Below are 16,875 nucleotides of genomic sequence, written 5' to 3'. Positions count from 1 at the left end.
TCTATTTACCGATCGCGAGTGAAGGCAATGTCCGAGCAACAAGCTAGGGGGCGTGCGATGCGCCCGGACAACGGTGCCGGTGCGCCAGGGGCAGGGCCTGGGCGCGTCAAGGCCCGGGGTGGCGCTAGGGCTGCGCGCCCTCGCCGCCCAGCAGGCCGCAGCGCAGGGCCAGGTGGGCCCAGCCGGCCAGGGTGCTCACGCCCAGCTTGTCCTTGATGACGCTCTGGTGGTTGGCCACGGTCTTGGGGCTGAGGTGCAGGGCCTGGGCACAGCGCTGCGGGGATTCGCCCCGGGCGATGAGCTGGAAGATCTCGAACTCGCGCTGGGTGAGCGATTCCAGCAGCGAGGCCGGGCCCGGCCCCACCGCCACCGCGGGGGCCAGGCCGGGGCTGAGGTAGCGCTGGCCACGCAGGGCCTGCTGCACGGCCGCCAGCAGGTCCTCGGGCGGGCTGCTCTTGGTGACGTAGCCGCAGGCGCCCAGGTCCATCGCGCGGCCCACCAGCGTTTCGCTGTCGTGCATGCTGAAGACGATGACCCGTGCGTCGGGCTGGGCCTCGCGCAGGCGGCGCAGCAGCTCCAGGCCGCCGCTGCCGGGCAGGGACAGGTCGGTGATGGTGAGGTCGGGCGCGTGGGCGCGCCAGGCGGCCCACGCCTCGTCCACGTTGGCGGCCTGGGCCACCACCGTGGCCTGGCCCGACTGTTCCAGCAGGCGCTGGTAGCCTGCGCGCACCACCGGGTGGTCATCGACCAGCAGGATGCGGATCATCGCGCGCCCTCCGCCACCGGCCATACCGGCACCCGCAGGCACAGGGCGGCACCACCCAGGGGCGACGCGCCAGTGGATAGTTCGCCACCCAGCTGGGCCGCCCGCTCCGAGGCCCCCAGCAAACCCAGGCCACGCTGGGGCCGGCCGGCGGCAAAGCCACAGCCATCGTCCTCGATGCGCAGCTCCAGTGCGTCGCCCTGCCGCCGCAGCTGCAGGCGGGCCTGTCGGGCCTGGGCATGGCGTTCCACATTGGAAAGGGCCTCCTGCGCCACCCGGTACACCGCCATGTCGATGGAGGCGCCCAGGCCGTCGAGCCGGCCGCTGATGTCCACCGCGCACTGCAGACCGGTGCGGGCTGCGCAGCGCAAGGCCAGCGAGCGCACCGCGCCCTCCAGGCCCAGCTCGTCCAATTCCACCGGCCGCAGGCGGCGCAGGATGCCGCGCAGGCTGTCCAGCAGCTGGCGGGACGACGCCGAGATGCTGCTGGCCGAGGCCTTCAGCGCGGTGGCGTTGTCGGCATGCTGAAGGTAGGCGGCCTCCACCCGGATGGCGGTGCAGTGCTGGGCCAGTTCGTCGTGCAGTTCGCGGGCCAGCACCAGGCGCTCGCGCTCCTGCACCTCAATCAGTTGCAAGGCCAGCTCGCGGTTGCGGGCCAGCAAGGCCATGGTTTCCTGCCAGCGGCGCCAGGCATACCAGGCCACGCCCCCGCCCAGCACGGTCAGCACCAGCGGCAGCTCGTCCACCTGCCACAGCTCCAGGCGCAGGCTCTGGCTCAGGCCCGCAATGCGCTCCTGCAGGTCGAAGGCCGAGGCCAGGCACCAGCTCAGCAGCGTGGCCACACCCACCCAGCGCAGGTCGTTGCGGGCCAGTGGTGAGCGGCCGGTGGCACCCAAGGGGTCTGAGGGAGAAGCGGGGTGGCGCATGGCGGAATCTCAGTGGGAGATGGACGGGAAATGCTCCCGTGACAGTGCAATCCACATGCCATCACCGGCCCGTTCCAACGCCCCGCTTTGACACAACTCTGAGGGCAACAACTGCTCCAGAACGAGACAGCGCCCGCCCATCCGGCAGGGATACCCTGAGCCGGTGGGCGTGCGGGAAGTTTTCCCTGTCTCGGGGCACAGCGGCTTGTTAGCGTGCCGCCCAACCCACAGAACTCGATTCGGAGACAGCCATGCGCGCCCCCTGCCTGCGCCGCCGGCCCGGCACCCTCTCGTCGCCTCGCCTGCCCCCCCTGGCCTGCGCCGCCCTGCTGGCTTGCCACCCCACCCTGCATGCCCAGGCTCAGCCCCAGCAGGTGGCGGCGGTGCAGACCGTCACCGTGGTGGGCACCACCCCGCTGGGCGACAAGATCGTGCCCCTGGACCAGGTGCCCGCCAACCTGCAGGCGGCCGATGCCGCGCAGATGCGCGCCCTGCAGAGCCTGAACCTGCCGGACTTCATGGGCGCCCAGCTGCCCAGCGTCACCATCAACCAGACCCAGGGCAACCCCTACCAGATGACGCTGAACTACCGCGGCTTCAGCGCCAGCCCGCTGCTGGGCCTGCCGCAGGGTCTGTCCGTCTACCTGGACGGGGTGCGGATGAACGAGCCTTTCGGCGACGTGGTGAACTGGGACCTGATCCCCCAGCAGGCCCTGAGCGACATGACCCTGCTGCCGGGCTCCAACCCGCTGTTCGGCCTGAACACCCTGGGCGGTGCCCTGGTGCTGCGCAGCAAGAGCGGCGACACCGACCCAGGCGGCGAGGTCGAGGTGCAAGGCGGCTCCTTCGGCCGCCGCAGCGTGGACCTGAGCTACGGCCGCAAGCTGGGCGAACACGGCCACCTCTTCGGCGCCTTCAGCGGCTTCGACGAGGACGGCTGGCGCGACTTCTCGCCCTCGCGGGTGCGCCAGATCTTCCTCAAGGGTGGCGAGCGCCAGGCCGACCAGCGCTGGGACCTGAGCCTGGCGCACGGCGACAGCAGCCTGGTGGGCAACGGGCTGACGCCGGAATCGATGCTGGCGGTGGACCGGCGCCAGATCTTCACCCGCCCGGACGAGACCCGCCACCAGGCCACCCTGCTCACGCTCAACGCCTCGCGCTTGCTGGGCGGTGGCCTCACGCTCTCGGGCACGGCCTATCTGCGGCGCCTGAACGCCCACACCCTCAATGGCGACCTGAACGACGACTACGACGGGGTGGACAACCTGAACACCGGCGTGGAGAACCGCACCCGCACCACCGACCGCAGCCAGGGCCTGACCCTGCAGCTGAGCCAGACCCGCGGCGCCCACCAGCTGAGCCTGGGCGCAGCCTGGGACCAGGCCCACAACACCTTCGCGCAGACCAGCGCCGAAGGCCTGCTGGATGCCACGCGGGGCGTGGTGCCCACGGAGGACGCAAAGGTCGATGCCCAGATCCGCGGCAGCCAGCGCACCGCCAGCGTCTATGCCTCAGACCTGATCACGCTCAGCCCCGCACTTCACCTGACCCTGTCGGGCCGCTACAACCACACGCGGGTGCGCACCACCGACGTGGGCCGTGCCGATCTGGGCCTGGACACGAACCTGGATGGCCAGGGCACCTATGCAAAGTTCAACCCGGCCGCCGGCCTGACCTGGCAGATCAGCCCCGCGCTGACGGCCTTCGGCGGCTTCAGCCAAGGCAACCGCGCACCCAGCCCCATCGAGCTGGGCTGCTCCGACCCGGCCAACCCCTGCGTGCTGCCCAATGCGCTGCAGAGCGACCCGCCACTCAAACAGGTGGTGGCCCGCACGCTGGAAGCGGGTTTGCGCGGTTGGCTCGACCAGGACCTGCAGTGGAGCGCCTCGGCCTACCGCACCGACAACCACGACGACCTGCTGTTCATCAGCAACGGCCACGCCGCGGGCTACTTCACCAATGTGGGCACCACCCGCCGCCAGGGCCTGGAGCTCTCGCTGTCGCAGGATGCTGACGCCTTCGACTGGCGCCTGGCCTACAGCCTGCTGGACGCCACCTTCCGCCACGGTGCCTGTCTGCTGTCGGACGCCAACAGCAGCGCCGGCAGCAGCGATGCCTGCCCCGGCGAGGGCGAGATCGCGGTGCGCCCGGGCGACCGCATGGCCGGCCTGCCCCGCCACAGCCTAAAGCTGACCGCCAACGTCCACCTGCGCCCGGGCTGGACGGTGGGCGCGCAGTTCTCGGCCTACTCCAGCCAGCGGGTGCAGGGCAATGAAAACGGCCAGCAACAACCCGACGGTGTGGACTTCTTCGGCTCCGGCCATGTGGGCGGCTATGCGCTGCTGGATCTGACCACCAATGTCGCGCTCGGCCACGGGGTCGAGGTCTTCGCCAAGGTGGCCAATGTGTTCGACCGCCGCTACGCCACCGGCGGCTCGCTGGCCCAGAACCCCTTTGACAGCCACGGCCAGCTGCTGCCGCCGGACCAGTGGCACAACGCGCAGTTCGCCGCCCCGGGCGCCCCGCGTGCGGTGTGGCTGGGCCTGCGCTGGCGCTTCGACGGTCCCCCGACCTGACCCCCGCCAGCGCGGCACGCTTCTTGTGTGAAGATTTCGGACCTCTTCACCCAGACCGCCGACGTGAGCGACCTTCCCACCGACTGGGGCGCCCTGTGCGCCATCGTGCTGCTGCTGGGCATGCGCCACGGCTTTGATGCCGACCACCTGGCCACCATCGATGGCCTGACCCGGCTGAACCAGCGCCGGCAGCTGGGCTGGGCGCGCTACTGCGGTGCCCTGTTCTCGCTGGGCCATGGCGTGGTGGTGATGCTGATCGCCGCCTTCGTCGGCGTGGCCAGCACGCACTGGCGCCCGCCGGTCTGGCTGGACCTGTTCGGCGCCTGGGTGTCCATCGCCTTCCTGATCGGCCTGGGGCTGGTGAACCTGCGGGCCGTGCTGCACGCCGCCCCAGGCGAGGTGGTGGCCCCGGTGGGCTGGAAGACGCGCTGGCTGGGCCGCTGGACCCAGGCGCGCCACCCCGCCAGCGTGGCCGGCGTGGGCGTGCTGTTCGCCATCTCTTTCGACACGGTCAGCCAGTCCGCCCTGTTCGCCGCCACCGCCACCCAGTTCGGCGGCCTGGGCCGGGCGCTGACGCTGGGCGCGCTGTTCATCTTGGGCATGCTGATCACCGATGGTCTGAACGGCTGGTGGATCTCGCGCCTGATCGCACGGGCCGACAAGGTGGCGGCGCTGGCCTCGCGCATCATGGGCGCGGCGGTGGGCTGCGTGAGCCTGCTGATCGGCCTGTTGGGCCTGGCCAAGCTGCTGTCGCCGGCCATCGACGCCTGGACCGATGGGCAGGAGCTGGCGCTGGGCGCGGCCGTGGTGCTCACCCTGCTGTTGGGCTACGGCCTGGCCCGGTGGCTGGGAGCGCGGCGCCTGCCCGCTTGACGCAGGGCGCCAGAGTTGTTGCCGAGCCTGCAGGTCGGCCCTGCCTGGCGGGCCACTGGAGCCTCGATGCCTCCGTGCCCCCTTGCTGCTTCACATGGGCACGGCCTGGGGAACGGGTCAGGCCTCCAGGCAAAATCCAAATGAACCGTGCGCGCCGGGCATCTGGCCAGCCGGCATGCCCCCCTTGAAGAATGGAGCAGCATCAATGGCACTGACGAAGAAGGGCGAGTTCTGGTACGGAACGACGTCCGGCGACACCCAAGCCGAGCTTCGCAGCTACAGCATCGCGAATCGCGATGAGGCCGTCCGGTTTGCCGCATCCAAATGCGATTGCGGGTGCCGTACCTTCGCGCTGCAGACCGATGAAGAAGCCGGCGTGGCAATCCGCACCTGCACCGACTGTGGGCAGGATCACCTCATGGGCAACAGCGCGGACCACCTTGAAAACGCCGTTCCCGAGGCGCACGAGTGCGTGTGCGAAAACGAAGTGTTCGAGCTGATGTCTGGCGTCTCCGTCCACAAGGGTACACATGACGTGCGCTGGTACTACATCGCTTGCCACTGCGTGGAGTGCAATCTGGTCGGGGTCTTCGCAGACTGGAAGTGTGACGCGGGTGATGCGGCGGCCTTCCTCGCCAAGGTGTGAGCGGGCGAGTCCCGGCGGAATTCAGCATCAGACTGGGTGCGGTCAATCGCCGCCTTCCAGATGACTGACGCCTGTAGCTGTCGTGTCCCGGATGAATGGCTCCTCGGCGGGCGGTATGCGATCCTTGTGGGCCGGGAGGTTCTGAAGGGCCTGCTGGCAGATTTGAACCAGCGGAGGCCGCGATGCTGATCCGCTTGCACAAGAACGCGATGACCACGCCGGCCACGCGCTTGGTGATCCAGCAGGCCCAGGGCACCGAGGCCGAGTTGGCACAGCGCTTCGGCGGGGGCAAGTTCACCATCCGCAAGTGGCGCAAGCGCACGACGGTCGAAGACGGCAGCCACACCCCGCATCGACCGCAGACCACGCTCAACGCTGGCCAAGAAGAGATCGTCGTCTACCTGCGCACGCATCTGCGCTTGTCGCTGGACGACCTGCTGGCGGTGGTTCGGGAGTTCATCGAACCCGGCGTGAGCCGATCGGCGCTGGACCGGCTTCTGGGTCGGCGTGGCGTCAATCGTCTGCCTGCACCCGAGGTCGAGAAGACCCAAGTCAGGTCCTTCAGAGCCTATGAGCCGGGCTACGTCCACATGGACGTGAAGTACCTTCCGCAGATGGAGGATGAGACGGAGCGCCGCTATGTCTTCGTGGCCATCGACCGGGCCACGCGATGGGTGTTCATCGCCTTCAAGAGCAAGAAGACTGCGGCAGCCGCACGCTCGTTCCTCAACGCACTGAACAAGGCCGCGCCTTTCAAGATCAAAACGCTGTTGACGGACAACGGTCGGGAGTTCACCGACAGGGCTGAACCGCCCCGGATTTCGCGGTGGCCAAATAGTTTGTGTCGTCGCGGGTTCCGCGTACACATTCAGGCGGTCGGCAAGCCGACACTCGCCACATTCCGCTCCTGGGTCGACAGCGGTCGCTACCTCTGAGGGATCGGTCGACCGCATCCGCTGCACAGCCGTCGTCTAACCCTGCGCTTCAGTCCGTGATTGATGGCTCTTGAATTCATGCCTGACGCTGGCGGCAAGGGCTGACCCATCAAGCGCTACCTATGTGGCGCACAAATAGGCCAGTCGCAACCACCAGCGTCCGCCCGTCGCAAACAATTGGCGCGCGTCGCCAATGCCTTGGCGCCCTGCGCTTGATCGTTCGCAAGTCCGTGTCGGGCGCTTGGGGATCGCCGTTCGGCGCTTCACATTTCTCCATAATCAGCGCCCCATGGCTCACCGGCTGACCCTGCAACGTTTCGCGCGCCTCCTGCTGGCGTGGTACGTCGCGTTCGTCGGCGTGGGCACGCTCTCGCCGCTGTTCAAGCCGGTGGACCTGACGCTGGTCTGCAGCGCCAGCGGCTCGCCGCGCTGGGTCGCCGCCGACCCGGCCGACGAGCCCGACGCCGCGGCGGTCCACCGCCACGCCATCGACTGCCCCCTGTGCCTGCCGATGATGGCCCCGCCCGTGCTGGCCTGGCTGGGGGTGGATGAAGAGGCACCGAGCACCCGGCTGCTGCTGCCCCCTGCACAGCATCCGGTCCCCAGCACCCCGACGGGCCCCCTGCCCGCCCGCGGGCCACCCGCCCTCGCCTGAGGGCCCGCGCCCGGCAGCCTGCCCCTGGGCACGGCTGTTCGGCCCCGGCCTTCCTTCTTTCTTGCACTGAGACACCCGCCGGCTCCGGCCGGCGTGCCTGCGCCTGCGTCACCCCCTGACCCACGGCGCGGCACCGGCCTGCGCGCCCACAGCGCCGGCCCACCCACACCCATGCCATCACCACACGAGGAGCATCCATGGCATTCCAAGTTCGTCCCCTGGTACTGTCCACCCTGAGCGCCGGTCTGGCGCTGGCCGCCCTGCTGAGTGCCTGCGGCGGCGGCGACGATGCGACCGGCTGGGCCACCGACAGCGCTGGCAGCGTGACGCTGCAGTTCGAGGCCGTGGCCGGAACCACCCCGGTGAGCTGCGGCAGCACCATCACTGGCCTGGGCAGCACGAGCAAGAGCGCCCAGATCCAGGACCTGCGCTTCTATGTCTCGGATGTCCAGCTGATCAAGGCCGACGGCAGCACCGTGCCGCTGACGCTGGCGACCACGGACGACAACAACTACGCCGACGCCAACGGCAGCGTCAGCCTGATCACCCTGTCCCAGGCCGGCACCGGCGCCTGCACCACCGGCACGCTCAACACGGCCATACAGGGCACGGTGCCCGCCGGCCGCTATGTGGGCGTGACGATGACGCTGGGCGTGCCGATGGGCCTGAACCATCTGAGCTCCACCGATGCCGCCACCCCGGCCGTGCTGCGCTCGGACGTCAACCCCAGCATGTCCTGGAACTGGCGCGGCGGCCGCAAGTTCACCAAGATCGAGCTGCAGAGCACCGAGGCCGGCAACCCGGTCACGCTGCTGCACCTGGGCTCCACCGGCTGCGTGGGCGACCCCGCCAACGGCGTGCCCATCACCGGCTGCACCGCGCCCAACCGCCTGACGCTGAGCTTCGCCGACTTCGACCCGGCCCGGCAGCAGATCGCTCTGGACGTGCAAAGCCTGTTCGCCCAGCAGAACTTCAGCGTGACCAACAGCTGCATGTCCAGCCCGACGGACGCTGGCTGCGTGAGCGACTTCGCCGCCCTGGCCCTGAACTTCAACCCGGACGGCACCGGCACGGGCACCGCCGTCGCGGGCCAGACCCAGACGGTCTTCAAGGCCATGAGCCGGTGAGGCCGACATGACCGCTCTGTCCTGCCTGCGGCCAGTGTGGCTGCTGGTCCTGGCGGTCGTGGCGGGCGTGGTGACGGGCTGCCAGCGGCAGCCCGCTGCCACGTCGGAGGTGGCACCCGCCACCTCCACCGCCGCCACCGCCACCGCCACCGCCACCGCCACCGCCTCGGCCCCGGCCGCCCCCGCCTCGCCTTCTTTGCCCTCCCCGTCCGCCTCCGCGGTGCAAGCCGCCAGCGATTGGACCTGGGACCTGCCCGACTACCTGCCGCCGCCGCGCGTGCCGGCCGACAACCCCATGACCCAGGCCAAGGTGGCCCTGGGCCGCTACCTGTTCTACGACACGCGCCTGTCGGGCAACGGCACGCAGGCCTGCACCACCTGCCACCTGCAGAAGCTGGCCTTCACCGATGGCCGCGCCCATGGCCTGGGCTCCACCGGGCAGCTGCACCCGCGCAGCCCCATGGCCCTGGGCAATGTGGGCTGGAACGCCACCTACACCTGGGCCAACCCGGCGCTGATCACGCTGGAGCGGCAGATGACCAACCCCATCTTCGGCGAGACGCCGGTGGAGATGGGTGTCAACGACCGCAACGTCAAGCAGATACTGCAGCGCCTGGCCGACGACCCGGCCTATGCACCGCGCTTTGCCGCCGCCTTCCCGCAGGACCCGGCTGGCCGGCCGACCTGGGACCACATCGTCAAGGCGGTGTCCTCCTTCGAGCGTGCGTTGATCACGACGAACAGCAAGTACGACCAGGTGCGCCAGGGCCGGGCCCGCTACACGGCCTCGGAAGCCCGCGGCTACGCGCTGTTCAAGTCGGCCGATTGCATCAAGTGCCACCAGGAGCCCAACTTCGGCGGGCAGTTCCTGAGCGTGGCCACGGTCAAACCCGATGTCTCCTTCCACAACAAGGGGCTCTACAACCTGGACGGCCAGGGCGCCTACCCGGCCGAGAGCCCCGGCGTGATCGAGATCACCGGCAAGGCCAGCGACATGGGCATGTACCGGGCGCCCACCTTGCGCAACATCGAACTGACCGCGCCCTACATGCACGACGGCTCGGTGGCCACGCTGGGCGAGGTGATCGACCTGTACGCCGCTGGCGGCCGGGGCGCCGGCAAGGACAGCCCGCTCAAGAGCCCGCTGCTGCGCCCGCGCCACTTCAGCGCCCAGGACCGCGCCGACCTGATCGCCTTCCTGAAGACGCTGACGGACCACCAGTTCATCCGCGACCCCCGCTACAGCGCCCCCTTCCCCGCCGCGCCCAAGAAGTCATGACCCTGCGCCCCCACCCCCTGGCCCTGGCCACCGCCTGCGCCCTGGCCCACGGCCCATTGAGGGCGCAGACCGCGCCGGAGGCACCGCGGCCCCCGGTGCAGACGGTCACCATCACCGCCCCGGCTCCGCTGGGCGAGAAGGACGATCTGCCCCAGGCCCAGGCGGTGGACGCCGCCACCCTGGCCCGGCGCAAGCTGGGCAGCAGCGACGCCGCCGCCCTGCTGGACGGCCAACCCGGCGTGAGCCTGAACGGCGCAGGCGGGGTCTCGGCCCTGCCGGCGGTGCACGGCCTGGCCGACGACCGCCTGCGGGTGCAGGTGGACGGCATGGACCTGATGGCCGCCTGCCCCAACCACATGAACTCGCCGCTGTCCTACATCGACGCCTCGGCGGTGGGGCAGGTGAAGGTCTACGCCGGCATCACGCCGGTCAGCGTGGGCGGCGACAGCCTGGGCGGCACGGTGCAGGTGGAATCGGCGGCGCCGCTGTTCGCGGCCCAGCCCGGCACTTGGGTGCACAAGGGCGAGCTGGGCGGCGCCTACCGCAGCAATGGCCAGGCCTGGAGCGCCGACACCAACCTCACCCTGGCCACCGACGCGCTGAGCCTGCGCTACAGCGGCGCCAGCACGCGCTCGGACAACGTCCGGGCCGCATGGGCCTTCAAAGACCCGGCCAGCAACACCGGCGCCGGCAGCACCCTGCCGGCCGACGAGGTGGGCTCCTCGGCCTACCGGGCGCACAACCAGGCGCTGAGCCTGGCGCTGCGGCAGGACAACCATCTGCTGCAGCTGAGCGCGGCCTACCAGGACATCCCCTTCGAGGGCTACCCCAACCAGCGCATGGACATGACGTCCAACCGCAGCATCCAGATCAACGCCCGCTACCGCGGCCAGTACGACTGGGGCGAGCTGCAGGCCCAGGCCTACAGCCAGCGCACCGACCACCGCATGGACATGGGCCCCGACCGCGACCACTACGGCACCGGCATGCCCATGGACACGGCCGGCCGCACGCTGGGCGCCTCAGTGCAGGCCAGCCTGATGACGACGCCGGACGAACTCATTCGCCTGGGCGCGGAGTACCAGCGCTACCGCCTGAACGACTGGTGGCCGCCGGTGGGCGGCACCATGGGCCCCAACACCTTCTGGAACCTGAACCTGGGCCAGCGCGACAAGGTGGACGTCTACGCCGAGCAGGAGCAGCGCTGGAGCCCACAGTGGAGCCACCAGATCGGCCTGCGCCTGAGCCGGGTGCACACCGCTGCCGGTGCGGTGCAGGGCTACAACGACGCGCTGTCCTCACTGTGGGGCGCGGACGCCGCCGCCTTCAACGCCGCCGACCGCGACCGCAGCGACCTGAACGCCGACCTCACCGCCCTGGCCCGCTACCGGCCCGATGTCCAGACGCTCTATGAGTTCGGCTACGCGCGCAAGTCGCGCGCGCCCAATCTGTACCAGCGCTACGCCTGGTCCACCCAGGGCATGGCCGCGCTGATGAACAACTTCGTGGGCGACGGCAACGGCTACATCGGCCAGCCCGACCTGAAGCCCGAGGTGGCCCACACCCTGAGCCTGAGCGGCCAGTGGCAGGCGGCCAACGCCACCGACAGCGTGCCGGCCGACCCCGCCTGGTCGCTGCGCGCCAACGCCTACCTCACCCGCATCGAGCACTACATTGACGCCCAGCGCTGCGGCTTCGGCCAGTGCGGCAGCGACAACCTGAGCGCCACCGACGGCTTCGTGCTGCTGCAGTACGCCAACCAGCGTGCGCAACTGCAGGGCCTGGACCTGTCCGGCCAGGCACGGCTGTGGGACGACGGCGCCGGGGGCCGCTGGGGCCTGAACGGCGTGCTGAACTGGGTGCACGGCCGCAACCTGCAGACGCACGACGGGCTCTACAACCAGATGCCGCTGAACCTGCGCCTGGGCCTGAGCCACGCCCTGGGCGGCTGGCAGCAGACGCTGGAGTGGCAGGTGGTGCGGGCCAAGACCGATGTCTCGGCCGTGCGCAACGAGATCCGCACCCCCGCCTATGCCCTGCTGAACTGGCGCGCCAGCTGGCAGCTGGACGACAGCGCGCGGCTGGACCTGGGCGTGGACAACCTGCTCGACCGCCGCTACAGCCAGCCCACCGGCGGCGCCTACCTGGGCCAGGGCTCGTCCATGGCCATCACCGGCATCCCCTGGTGCGTGGCCGTGCCGGGCAAGGCCCGTTCCTGGCTGGTCGGCGCCCGCGTGGCCTTCTGAACGACGCCCCTTCGCACAAGGACACACCATGTTCCGCATCCCCCGCCTCTTTTTGGCCACGCTGCTGGCCGCGGGCCTGACCGCCTGCGGCGGCGGCCTGTCCGGCGCCGATCTGGCCCAGAGCCAGGCCATCACCTTCAACCCCGCGCCCACCCTCACCCTGGGCGGCACGGCCCAGGTCGGCGCCACGGCCAGCTCAGGTCTGGTGGTGAGCTTCAGCAGCCTCAGCAGCACGGTTTGCAGCGTCAGCACAGACGGGCTGGTGACGGCCCTGGCCCTCGGTGACTGTGTGGTGGCGGCCGATCAGGCCGGTGATGCCAGCCACCGCTCCGCTCCGCAGGTCACCCAGACCCTGAGCGTGCAGGTGAGCTCGCCACTGGCCCAGACGCTGAGCTTCGACCCCAGCAGCTCGGCCAGCAGCTTGCGGGTGGGGCGCAGCGCCAGGGTGGCGGCCTCGGCCAGCTCGGGCCTGGCGGTGGCCTACCGCAGCCTCACGCCCGCGGTCTGCAGCGTGGGGGCCGGCGATGGCCTGGTGCAAGGCCTGGCGGTGGGCGACTGCGTGCTGGCCGCCGACCAGGCCGGCGACGACCGTTACGCCGCGGCCGCAGCCGTCACCTGGCCGGTGGCGGTGGTGTCGGCGGACGCGCTGACGGTGCCCGGCCAGCCCACCGGCGTCAGCGTCACCCTGGGCAGCACGGCGCAGAGCGTGCTGGTCTCGGCAGGTAGCGTGGACGATGGTGGCAGCCCCATCACCGGCTACACCATCGCCTCGGTGCCCAGCGGCATCACGGTCACGGTCGCCAGCCTGCCGGCCACGGTGGCTTGTGGCGGCAGCTGCGCAGGCCATGCCTTCACCGTCCGCGCCGACAACGCCCAGGGCCAGGGCGCGGTCTCCGGCGCCGCGCACATCCTGGGCGACTACAACGTCGTGCTGACCGTGTACGAGCCGCAGACCCAGCCCAACAACAGCATCTTCACCGGCCGCTTCACGCTGGATTCGACCACCCGCAGCGTGTCCGGTCTGAGCGGCAGCCTGAGCGAGTCGATGACCGACAACCCGATGCGCACGGTCGGCCTCAGTCACCAGCTCGCTGCGCTGAGCGACAGCACCGGCACCGGCCTGCTGGTGGGCAGCTTCGCGCTGGCCACGACCGATACCTTCGTGGTGGCCCATGGCAACGCCGGCTGGAAGCCCGGCCCGGCCAGCGATGCGCTCTATGCGGGCTACCCGAGCGCCGCCAACCCGGCTTCGGGCGGCACGGGCAACGCCTACGCGCTGATCTTCGTGAACCCGGACGACCCCACCGCCGCACTCAGCGCCGCCCAGCTGCAGCAGACGGCCTACGCCGACTGCACCGCACTGGGCATGATGGGGGCCATCTGCATGACCGGCACCACGGTGGCGGCCTACGGCAGCGTGGGCAGCATGGGCGGCTACCCGGTGTCGCAGCTGATCACGCGGCGCTGAAGGCCGCCGACCCGGCCATGAACCTGGTCAGACCTTGGCACACAGTGCGCTGATGGTGGCCGACAGCACAGAGTCTCCATCCAGCGCCAGGTCGGTCTTGTAGAGCTGTTCGCCGTCGAAGTTCAGGCTGTAGGCCACGCCGAAGCCCCGCTTGCAATCCGCCAGCGGGAACACGTACTCGCCGTAGGACACGGTGTTGTTCTTCACGTCCTCGTAGCTGTAGAGCACCGCGACGGACGGCTTCTTGTTGTAGACCGTCGTGCGCACCGTGTCGGTCTTGAGCGCGTACTTGTTGCCGGTCTCGACGGCACTGGCCACGACCTCCCAGGTGTCACCCTGGTCCGCCCGGGAGGCCTTGCCGGTTTTCTGATCCCAGGAGGTGCAGGCCATGGACCCCAGCGCGTCGGCCACCGTCGTGCCGAACCTCACGAATCCGTCCTTGCCGAGGAACTCGCCTTCCATGCTGTTGTAGTAGACGTAGCCGTAGCCCCTTCTGCAGGACGAGAGCTCGACGAACAGTTGCTTGTACTCGTAGGTCTTGTCCTTCTTGTTCAAGACCTGGTAGACGTAGCTGTAGGCATTGCCCTTCTGCTTGCCGAGATTGGCAACATCGCCGCTGCCCTTCTTGCCCAGCCATTGGGCCTTGTCCGTGCTGGCGATCTCGACCCAGCGTTCATCGGCCTCGGCGGCCCAGGCGACCTGGGCCAGCAGCAGGCCGGCGACAACAAACAGGTGGTGCGACAGTGTCATGGTGGGTACTTCTTGGAGTGATCACGTCGAATGACTTCGGCATCCGGCATCGGGCCTTGAGCCCCATCCAAGTCATCACCCCGCGAAATCACCTCCCGCTGGCTCGGCGGCCCCGGCTCAGGCGAGGCCCTCGGCCTTCAACGCCGCCTGCACGGCCGGGCGGGCCGCCACCCGGGCCTGGAAGGCCACGATCCGCGGCCAGCCGGAGAGGTCCATGCCGATCGGCTTCATCCAGCTCAGCACGGTGAACAGATAGGCATCGGCCACGGTGAAGCCGTCCCCGGTCAGGTAGGCGCGCCCCTGCAGCTCTCCGTCCACGTAGGACAGGCGGCGCTCCAGGGTGGCGCGGGCGATGGCCTTCCAGTCGTCCCCGGCCTGCGGATGGAAGAAGGCCGTGCAGGAGCGGTGCAGCTCGGTGCCGATGAAGGTCAGCCAGGCTTGCAACTGATAGCGCGCCACCGTGCCGGCGGCAGGCGCCAGGGCCGCGGCGGGCGCCTGGTCGGCCACGTACTGCAGGATGGCCGGGCCTTCGGTCAACAGTTCGCCGCTGTCCAGCCGCAGGGCCGGCACATAGCCCTTGGGATTGATCTGCCAGTAGTCCTGGCCGCTGGCGGTCACCTTGGTCTTCAGGTCCACGGCCTCGGTCTGATAGGGCAGACCCGCCTCTTCCAGGGCGATGTGGGAGGCGAGCGAGCAGGCACCGGGCTTGTAGTAGAGCTTCATGGCAGATCGTTCAGGAGGTTGCAGAGGCATCGCAGGATAGACCCTTCCGCGCCTCCCTGCAGGCCCGTGGCCGGTGGGACCGGCTCAGGCGAAGGGCGCCCCGGCCAGCGCCAAGGCATCGGCCCCCGCCGGCATCCGCATGGGCGCGCGGGGGTCGGTCACGGCGCGCCACACGGCCTCGGTCACATCGGCCACCTCCGTCACGGGTGTCTGGGTGTCGCGCAGGCCGGCGAAGACCTCGGCCTGGAAGGCGGCGTAGGCCGGGTGCGGTTCGGACGGCATGCGCCCTCGCGCGTTGTCGCCGAAGGCCGTGGCCGGTGCACGGCCCGGCAGCACCAGGTGCATGCGCACGCCAAACGGGGCCAGTTCCAGCGCCACCGACTCGGTGAACGCGTTCACCGCGGCCTTGCTGGCGGTGTAGACCGAGAGCAGGGGCAAGGGCTTGAGCGTGACGCTCGAGCTCACGTTCACCACCACGCCCCGGCCCTGCTTCCGGAACTGCGGCAGCACCGCCTGCGTCATCGCCAGCATGCCCAGGGTGTTGGTCTCGAAAAGCTCGCGGGCCTGGGCCATCGTCATGCCCTCCAGGGGTGCCAGCAGGCCGATGCCGGCGTTGTTGACCAGGGCATCGATCGGGCCGGCCTCGGCCAGACAGGCCCGGATGCTGTCGGGATCGGTCACATCCAGGGGCAGCAGGCGCAGGCGCTCGGACGCCGGCAACAGCCCCTCGCGCGGCTGGCGCAGGGTGGCGACCACCTGCCAGCCGCGGGCCAGGAAGAGGCGTGCCGTCTCCAGGCCGAAGCCGGAGGAGCAGCCGGTGATGAGCACGGTGGAAGGGGTTGTCGTGGCGGGGTTCATGGAGACGGTCATGGTCAGTTCCGGTGAAGGTGAGGGACCTGACGATAGGCAGGCCACGCCGGACGGACTAGACTTGAAAGTCCATTTTTCTGTCGCCATCGTCCGGAATGACCGATCCCCTGGCCGAAGTCGTGGCCCTGCTCCAGCCACAGGCGCCGTTTGCCAAGAGGGTCCTGGCCTCCACCCCCTGGGCGGTGCGCCGGACCGAGCTCGGCCAGCCCTTCTATCTCGCCGTGCTGGAGGGGGGCTGCCAGCTGCACATCGACAGCCCGTCCGGAGGGGACACCCTGGTCCTGCGGGCCGGGGACTTCGTGCTGATCCCCGCGGCGCACAGCTTTGCCACCGCCAGCCTGGACCGCCCACCCCCGCGCGGGGACGAGCCCGTCGACACCCCGATCCAGGCCATGGCGGGCGGCGCCCGGGTGGGCGACCCGTCCCGTCCGGTGGACACCTGTCTGTTGGTCGGGCATTGCGTGTTCGCCTCACCCGACGCGGCCCTGCTGGTGTCGTTGCTGCCGCGGTGGATCCATGTGCGGGGCGAGCCCCGCCTGGCCACGCTGATGCAGCTGGTGGGCGAGGAGTCGCGCGCCGAGCGCCCGGCCCGCGAGATCGTGCTGGCCCGGTTGCTGGAGGTGCTGCTGATCGAGGCCTTGCGCGCCGCAGGCCAGCGCGAGGCCAGTGCGCCCGGGCTGGTGCGCGCCCTGGCCGACCCGCCACTGGCGCGGGCCCTGCGCCGTCTGCACGAGGCACCGCAGGCCCCCTGGACGGTGGCCCGGCTGGCGCGGGAGGCCGCCCTGTCGCGCTCGGCCTTCTTCGAGCGCTTCAGCCGGGCCGTGGGCCAGCCGCCCATGGCCTATCTGCAGAGCTGGCGCATGGCCCGGGCCAAGCAGCTGCTGCGGCAGCAGACGCTGCCGATGGCCGAGGTTGCCGAACAGGTGGGCTACCGCTCGGTCAGTGCCTTCGGCGTGGCTTTCACCCGCCATGTGGGCCTGCCCCCGGGGCGCTACGCCCGGGACCCGACGGCCGTCGACGCCGGCGCGTGATAGCCTG

15 protein-coding genes are annotated in these 16,875 nt (G+C 70.1%); 10 read left to right on the top strand and 5 right to left on the bottom strand.

The features are described 5' to 3' along the window. Nucleotides 1-124: 124 nt before the first annotated feature. On the bottom strand, nt 125-766 hold the full coding sequence (locus tag LRM40_RS18400) for a response regulator (RefSeq protein WP_151124336.1): 642 nt from the start codon (nt 764-766) through the stop codon (nt 125-127). Then, complete coding sequence (locus LRM40_RS18395) at nt 763-1,689, bottom strand: sensor histidine kinase (protein WP_151124335.1); 927 nt, start codon at nt 1,687-1,689, stop codon at nt 763-765. The genes LRM40_RS18400 and LRM40_RS18395 overlap by 4 nt, the downstream gene beginning before the upstream one ends. A 251-nt stretch (nt 1,690-1,940) precedes the next feature. On the opposite strand from LRM40_RS18395, the gene LRM40_RS18390 reads away from it, so the two are divergent. The 9 genes from LRM40_RS18390 to LRM40_RS18350 all read left to right on the top strand — a co-directional run bounded on the left by LRM40_RS18390 (nt 1,941) and on the right by LRM40_RS18350 (nt 13,494). Continuing rightward, on the top strand, nt 1,941-4,265 hold the full coding sequence (locus tag LRM40_RS18390) for a TonB-dependent receptor (RefSeq protein ID WP_151124334.1): 2,325 nt from the start codon (nt 1,941-1,943) through the stop codon (nt 4,263-4,265). Between the two features lie 27 nt (nt 4,266-4,292). Beyond that, entirely contained in the window at nt 4,293-5,138 is an 846-nt protein-coding gene (locus LRM40_RS18385) for a HoxN/HupN/NixA family nickel/cobalt transporter (RefSeq protein ID WP_310740000.1), read from the top strand. A 205-nt stretch (nt 5,139-5,343) separates the two neighbouring features. Further along, the gene (locus LRM40_RS18380; protein WP_151124332.1) at nt 5,344-5,784 is read left to right on the top strand and encodes a hypothetical protein; all 441 of its coding nucleotides are present in this window, start codon (nt 5,344-5,346) and stop codon (nt 5,782-5,784) included. A gap of 182 nt (nt 5,785-5,966) precedes the next feature. After that, the gene (locus LRM40_RS18375) at nt 5,967-6,719 is read left to right on the top strand and encodes a DDE-type integrase/transposase/recombinase (protein WP_170288878.1); all 753 of its coding nucleotides are present in this window, start codon (nt 5,967-5,969) and stop codon (nt 6,717-6,719) included. Between the two features lie 289 nt (nt 6,720-7,008). After that, on the top strand, nt 7,009-7,374 hold the full coding sequence (locus LRM40_RS18370) for a DUF2946 family protein (RefSeq protein WP_151124330.1): 366 nt from the start codon (nt 7,009-7,011) through the stop codon (nt 7,372-7,374). 197 nt (nt 7,375-7,571) lie between these two features. Next, the gene (locus LRM40_RS18365) at nt 7,572-8,501 is read left to right on the top strand and encodes an MbnP family copper-binding protein (protein ID WP_151124329.1); all 930 of its coding nucleotides are present in this window, start codon (nt 7,572-7,574) and stop codon (nt 8,499-8,501) included. Between the two features lie 7 nt (nt 8,502-8,508). Continuing rightward, nucleotides 8,509-9,780: a methanobactin export MATE transporter MbnM gene (locus LRM40_RS18360; protein WP_151124328.1), complete on the top strand. Its 1,272-nt coding sequence runs from the start codon at nt 8,509-8,511 to the stop codon at nt 9,778-9,780. Then, nucleotides 9,777-12,026 (top strand): TonB-dependent receptor, encoded by a 2,250-nt coding sequence (locus LRM40_RS18355; protein ID WP_151124327.1) that lies wholly within the window; start codon nt 9,777-9,779, stop codon nt 12,024-12,026. The genes LRM40_RS18360 and LRM40_RS18355 overlap by 4 nt, the downstream gene beginning before the upstream one ends. A 28-nt stretch (nt 12,027-12,054) precedes the next feature. After that, nucleotides 12,055-13,494 carry a hypothetical protein gene (locus tag LRM40_RS18350; RefSeq protein ID WP_151124326.1) on the top strand — a complete coding sequence of 480 codons (1,440 nt, stop codon included), beginning with the start codon at nt 12,055-12,057 and terminating at the stop codon, nt 13,492-13,494. A gap of 27 nt (nt 13,495-13,521) precedes the next feature. Here LRM40_RS18350 and LRM40_RS18345 read toward each other — a convergent pair whose 3' ends face one another. The 3 genes from LRM40_RS18345 to LRM40_RS18335 all read right to left on the bottom strand — a co-directional run bounded on the left by LRM40_RS18345 (nt 13,522) and on the right by LRM40_RS18335 (nt 15,837). After that, nucleotides 13,522-14,244 carry a hypothetical protein gene (locus LRM40_RS18345; RefSeq protein WP_151124325.1) on the bottom strand — a complete coding sequence of 241 codons (723 nt, stop codon included), beginning with the start codon at nt 14,242-14,244 and terminating at the stop codon, nt 13,522-13,524. Between the two features lie 117 nt (nt 14,245-14,361). Next, nucleotides 14,362-14,967 (bottom strand): glutathione transferase GstA, encoded by a 606-nt coding sequence (gene gstA, locus LRM40_RS18340; protein ID WP_151124324.1) that lies wholly within the window; start codon nt 14,965-14,967, stop codon nt 14,362-14,364. Nucleotides 14,968-15,051: 84 nt separating this feature from the next. Continuing rightward, nucleotides 15,052-15,837 (bottom strand): SDR family oxidoreductase, encoded by a 786-nt coding sequence (locus LRM40_RS18335; protein ID WP_231067898.1) that lies wholly within the window; start codon nt 15,835-15,837, stop codon nt 15,052-15,054. Between the two features lie 95 nt (nt 15,838-15,932). Here LRM40_RS18335 and LRM40_RS18330 point away from each other — a divergent pair, with 95 nt between their 5' ends. Next, nucleotides 15,933-16,868 (top strand): AraC family transcriptional regulator, encoded by a 936-nt coding sequence (locus LRM40_RS18330; RefSeq protein WP_151124323.1) that lies wholly within the window; start codon nt 15,933-15,935, stop codon nt 16,866-16,868. Nucleotides 16,869-16,875: the final 7 nt, after the last annotated feature.

Source organism: Ideonella dechloratans (assembly GCF_021049305.1).
In the GTDB taxonomy this organism is placed as follows: Bacteria; Pseudomonadota; Gammaproteobacteria; order Burkholderiales; family Burkholderiaceae_C; genus Ideonella; species Ideonella dechloratans.
This window is presented reverse-complemented; position numbering and strand designations above follow the sequence as displayed.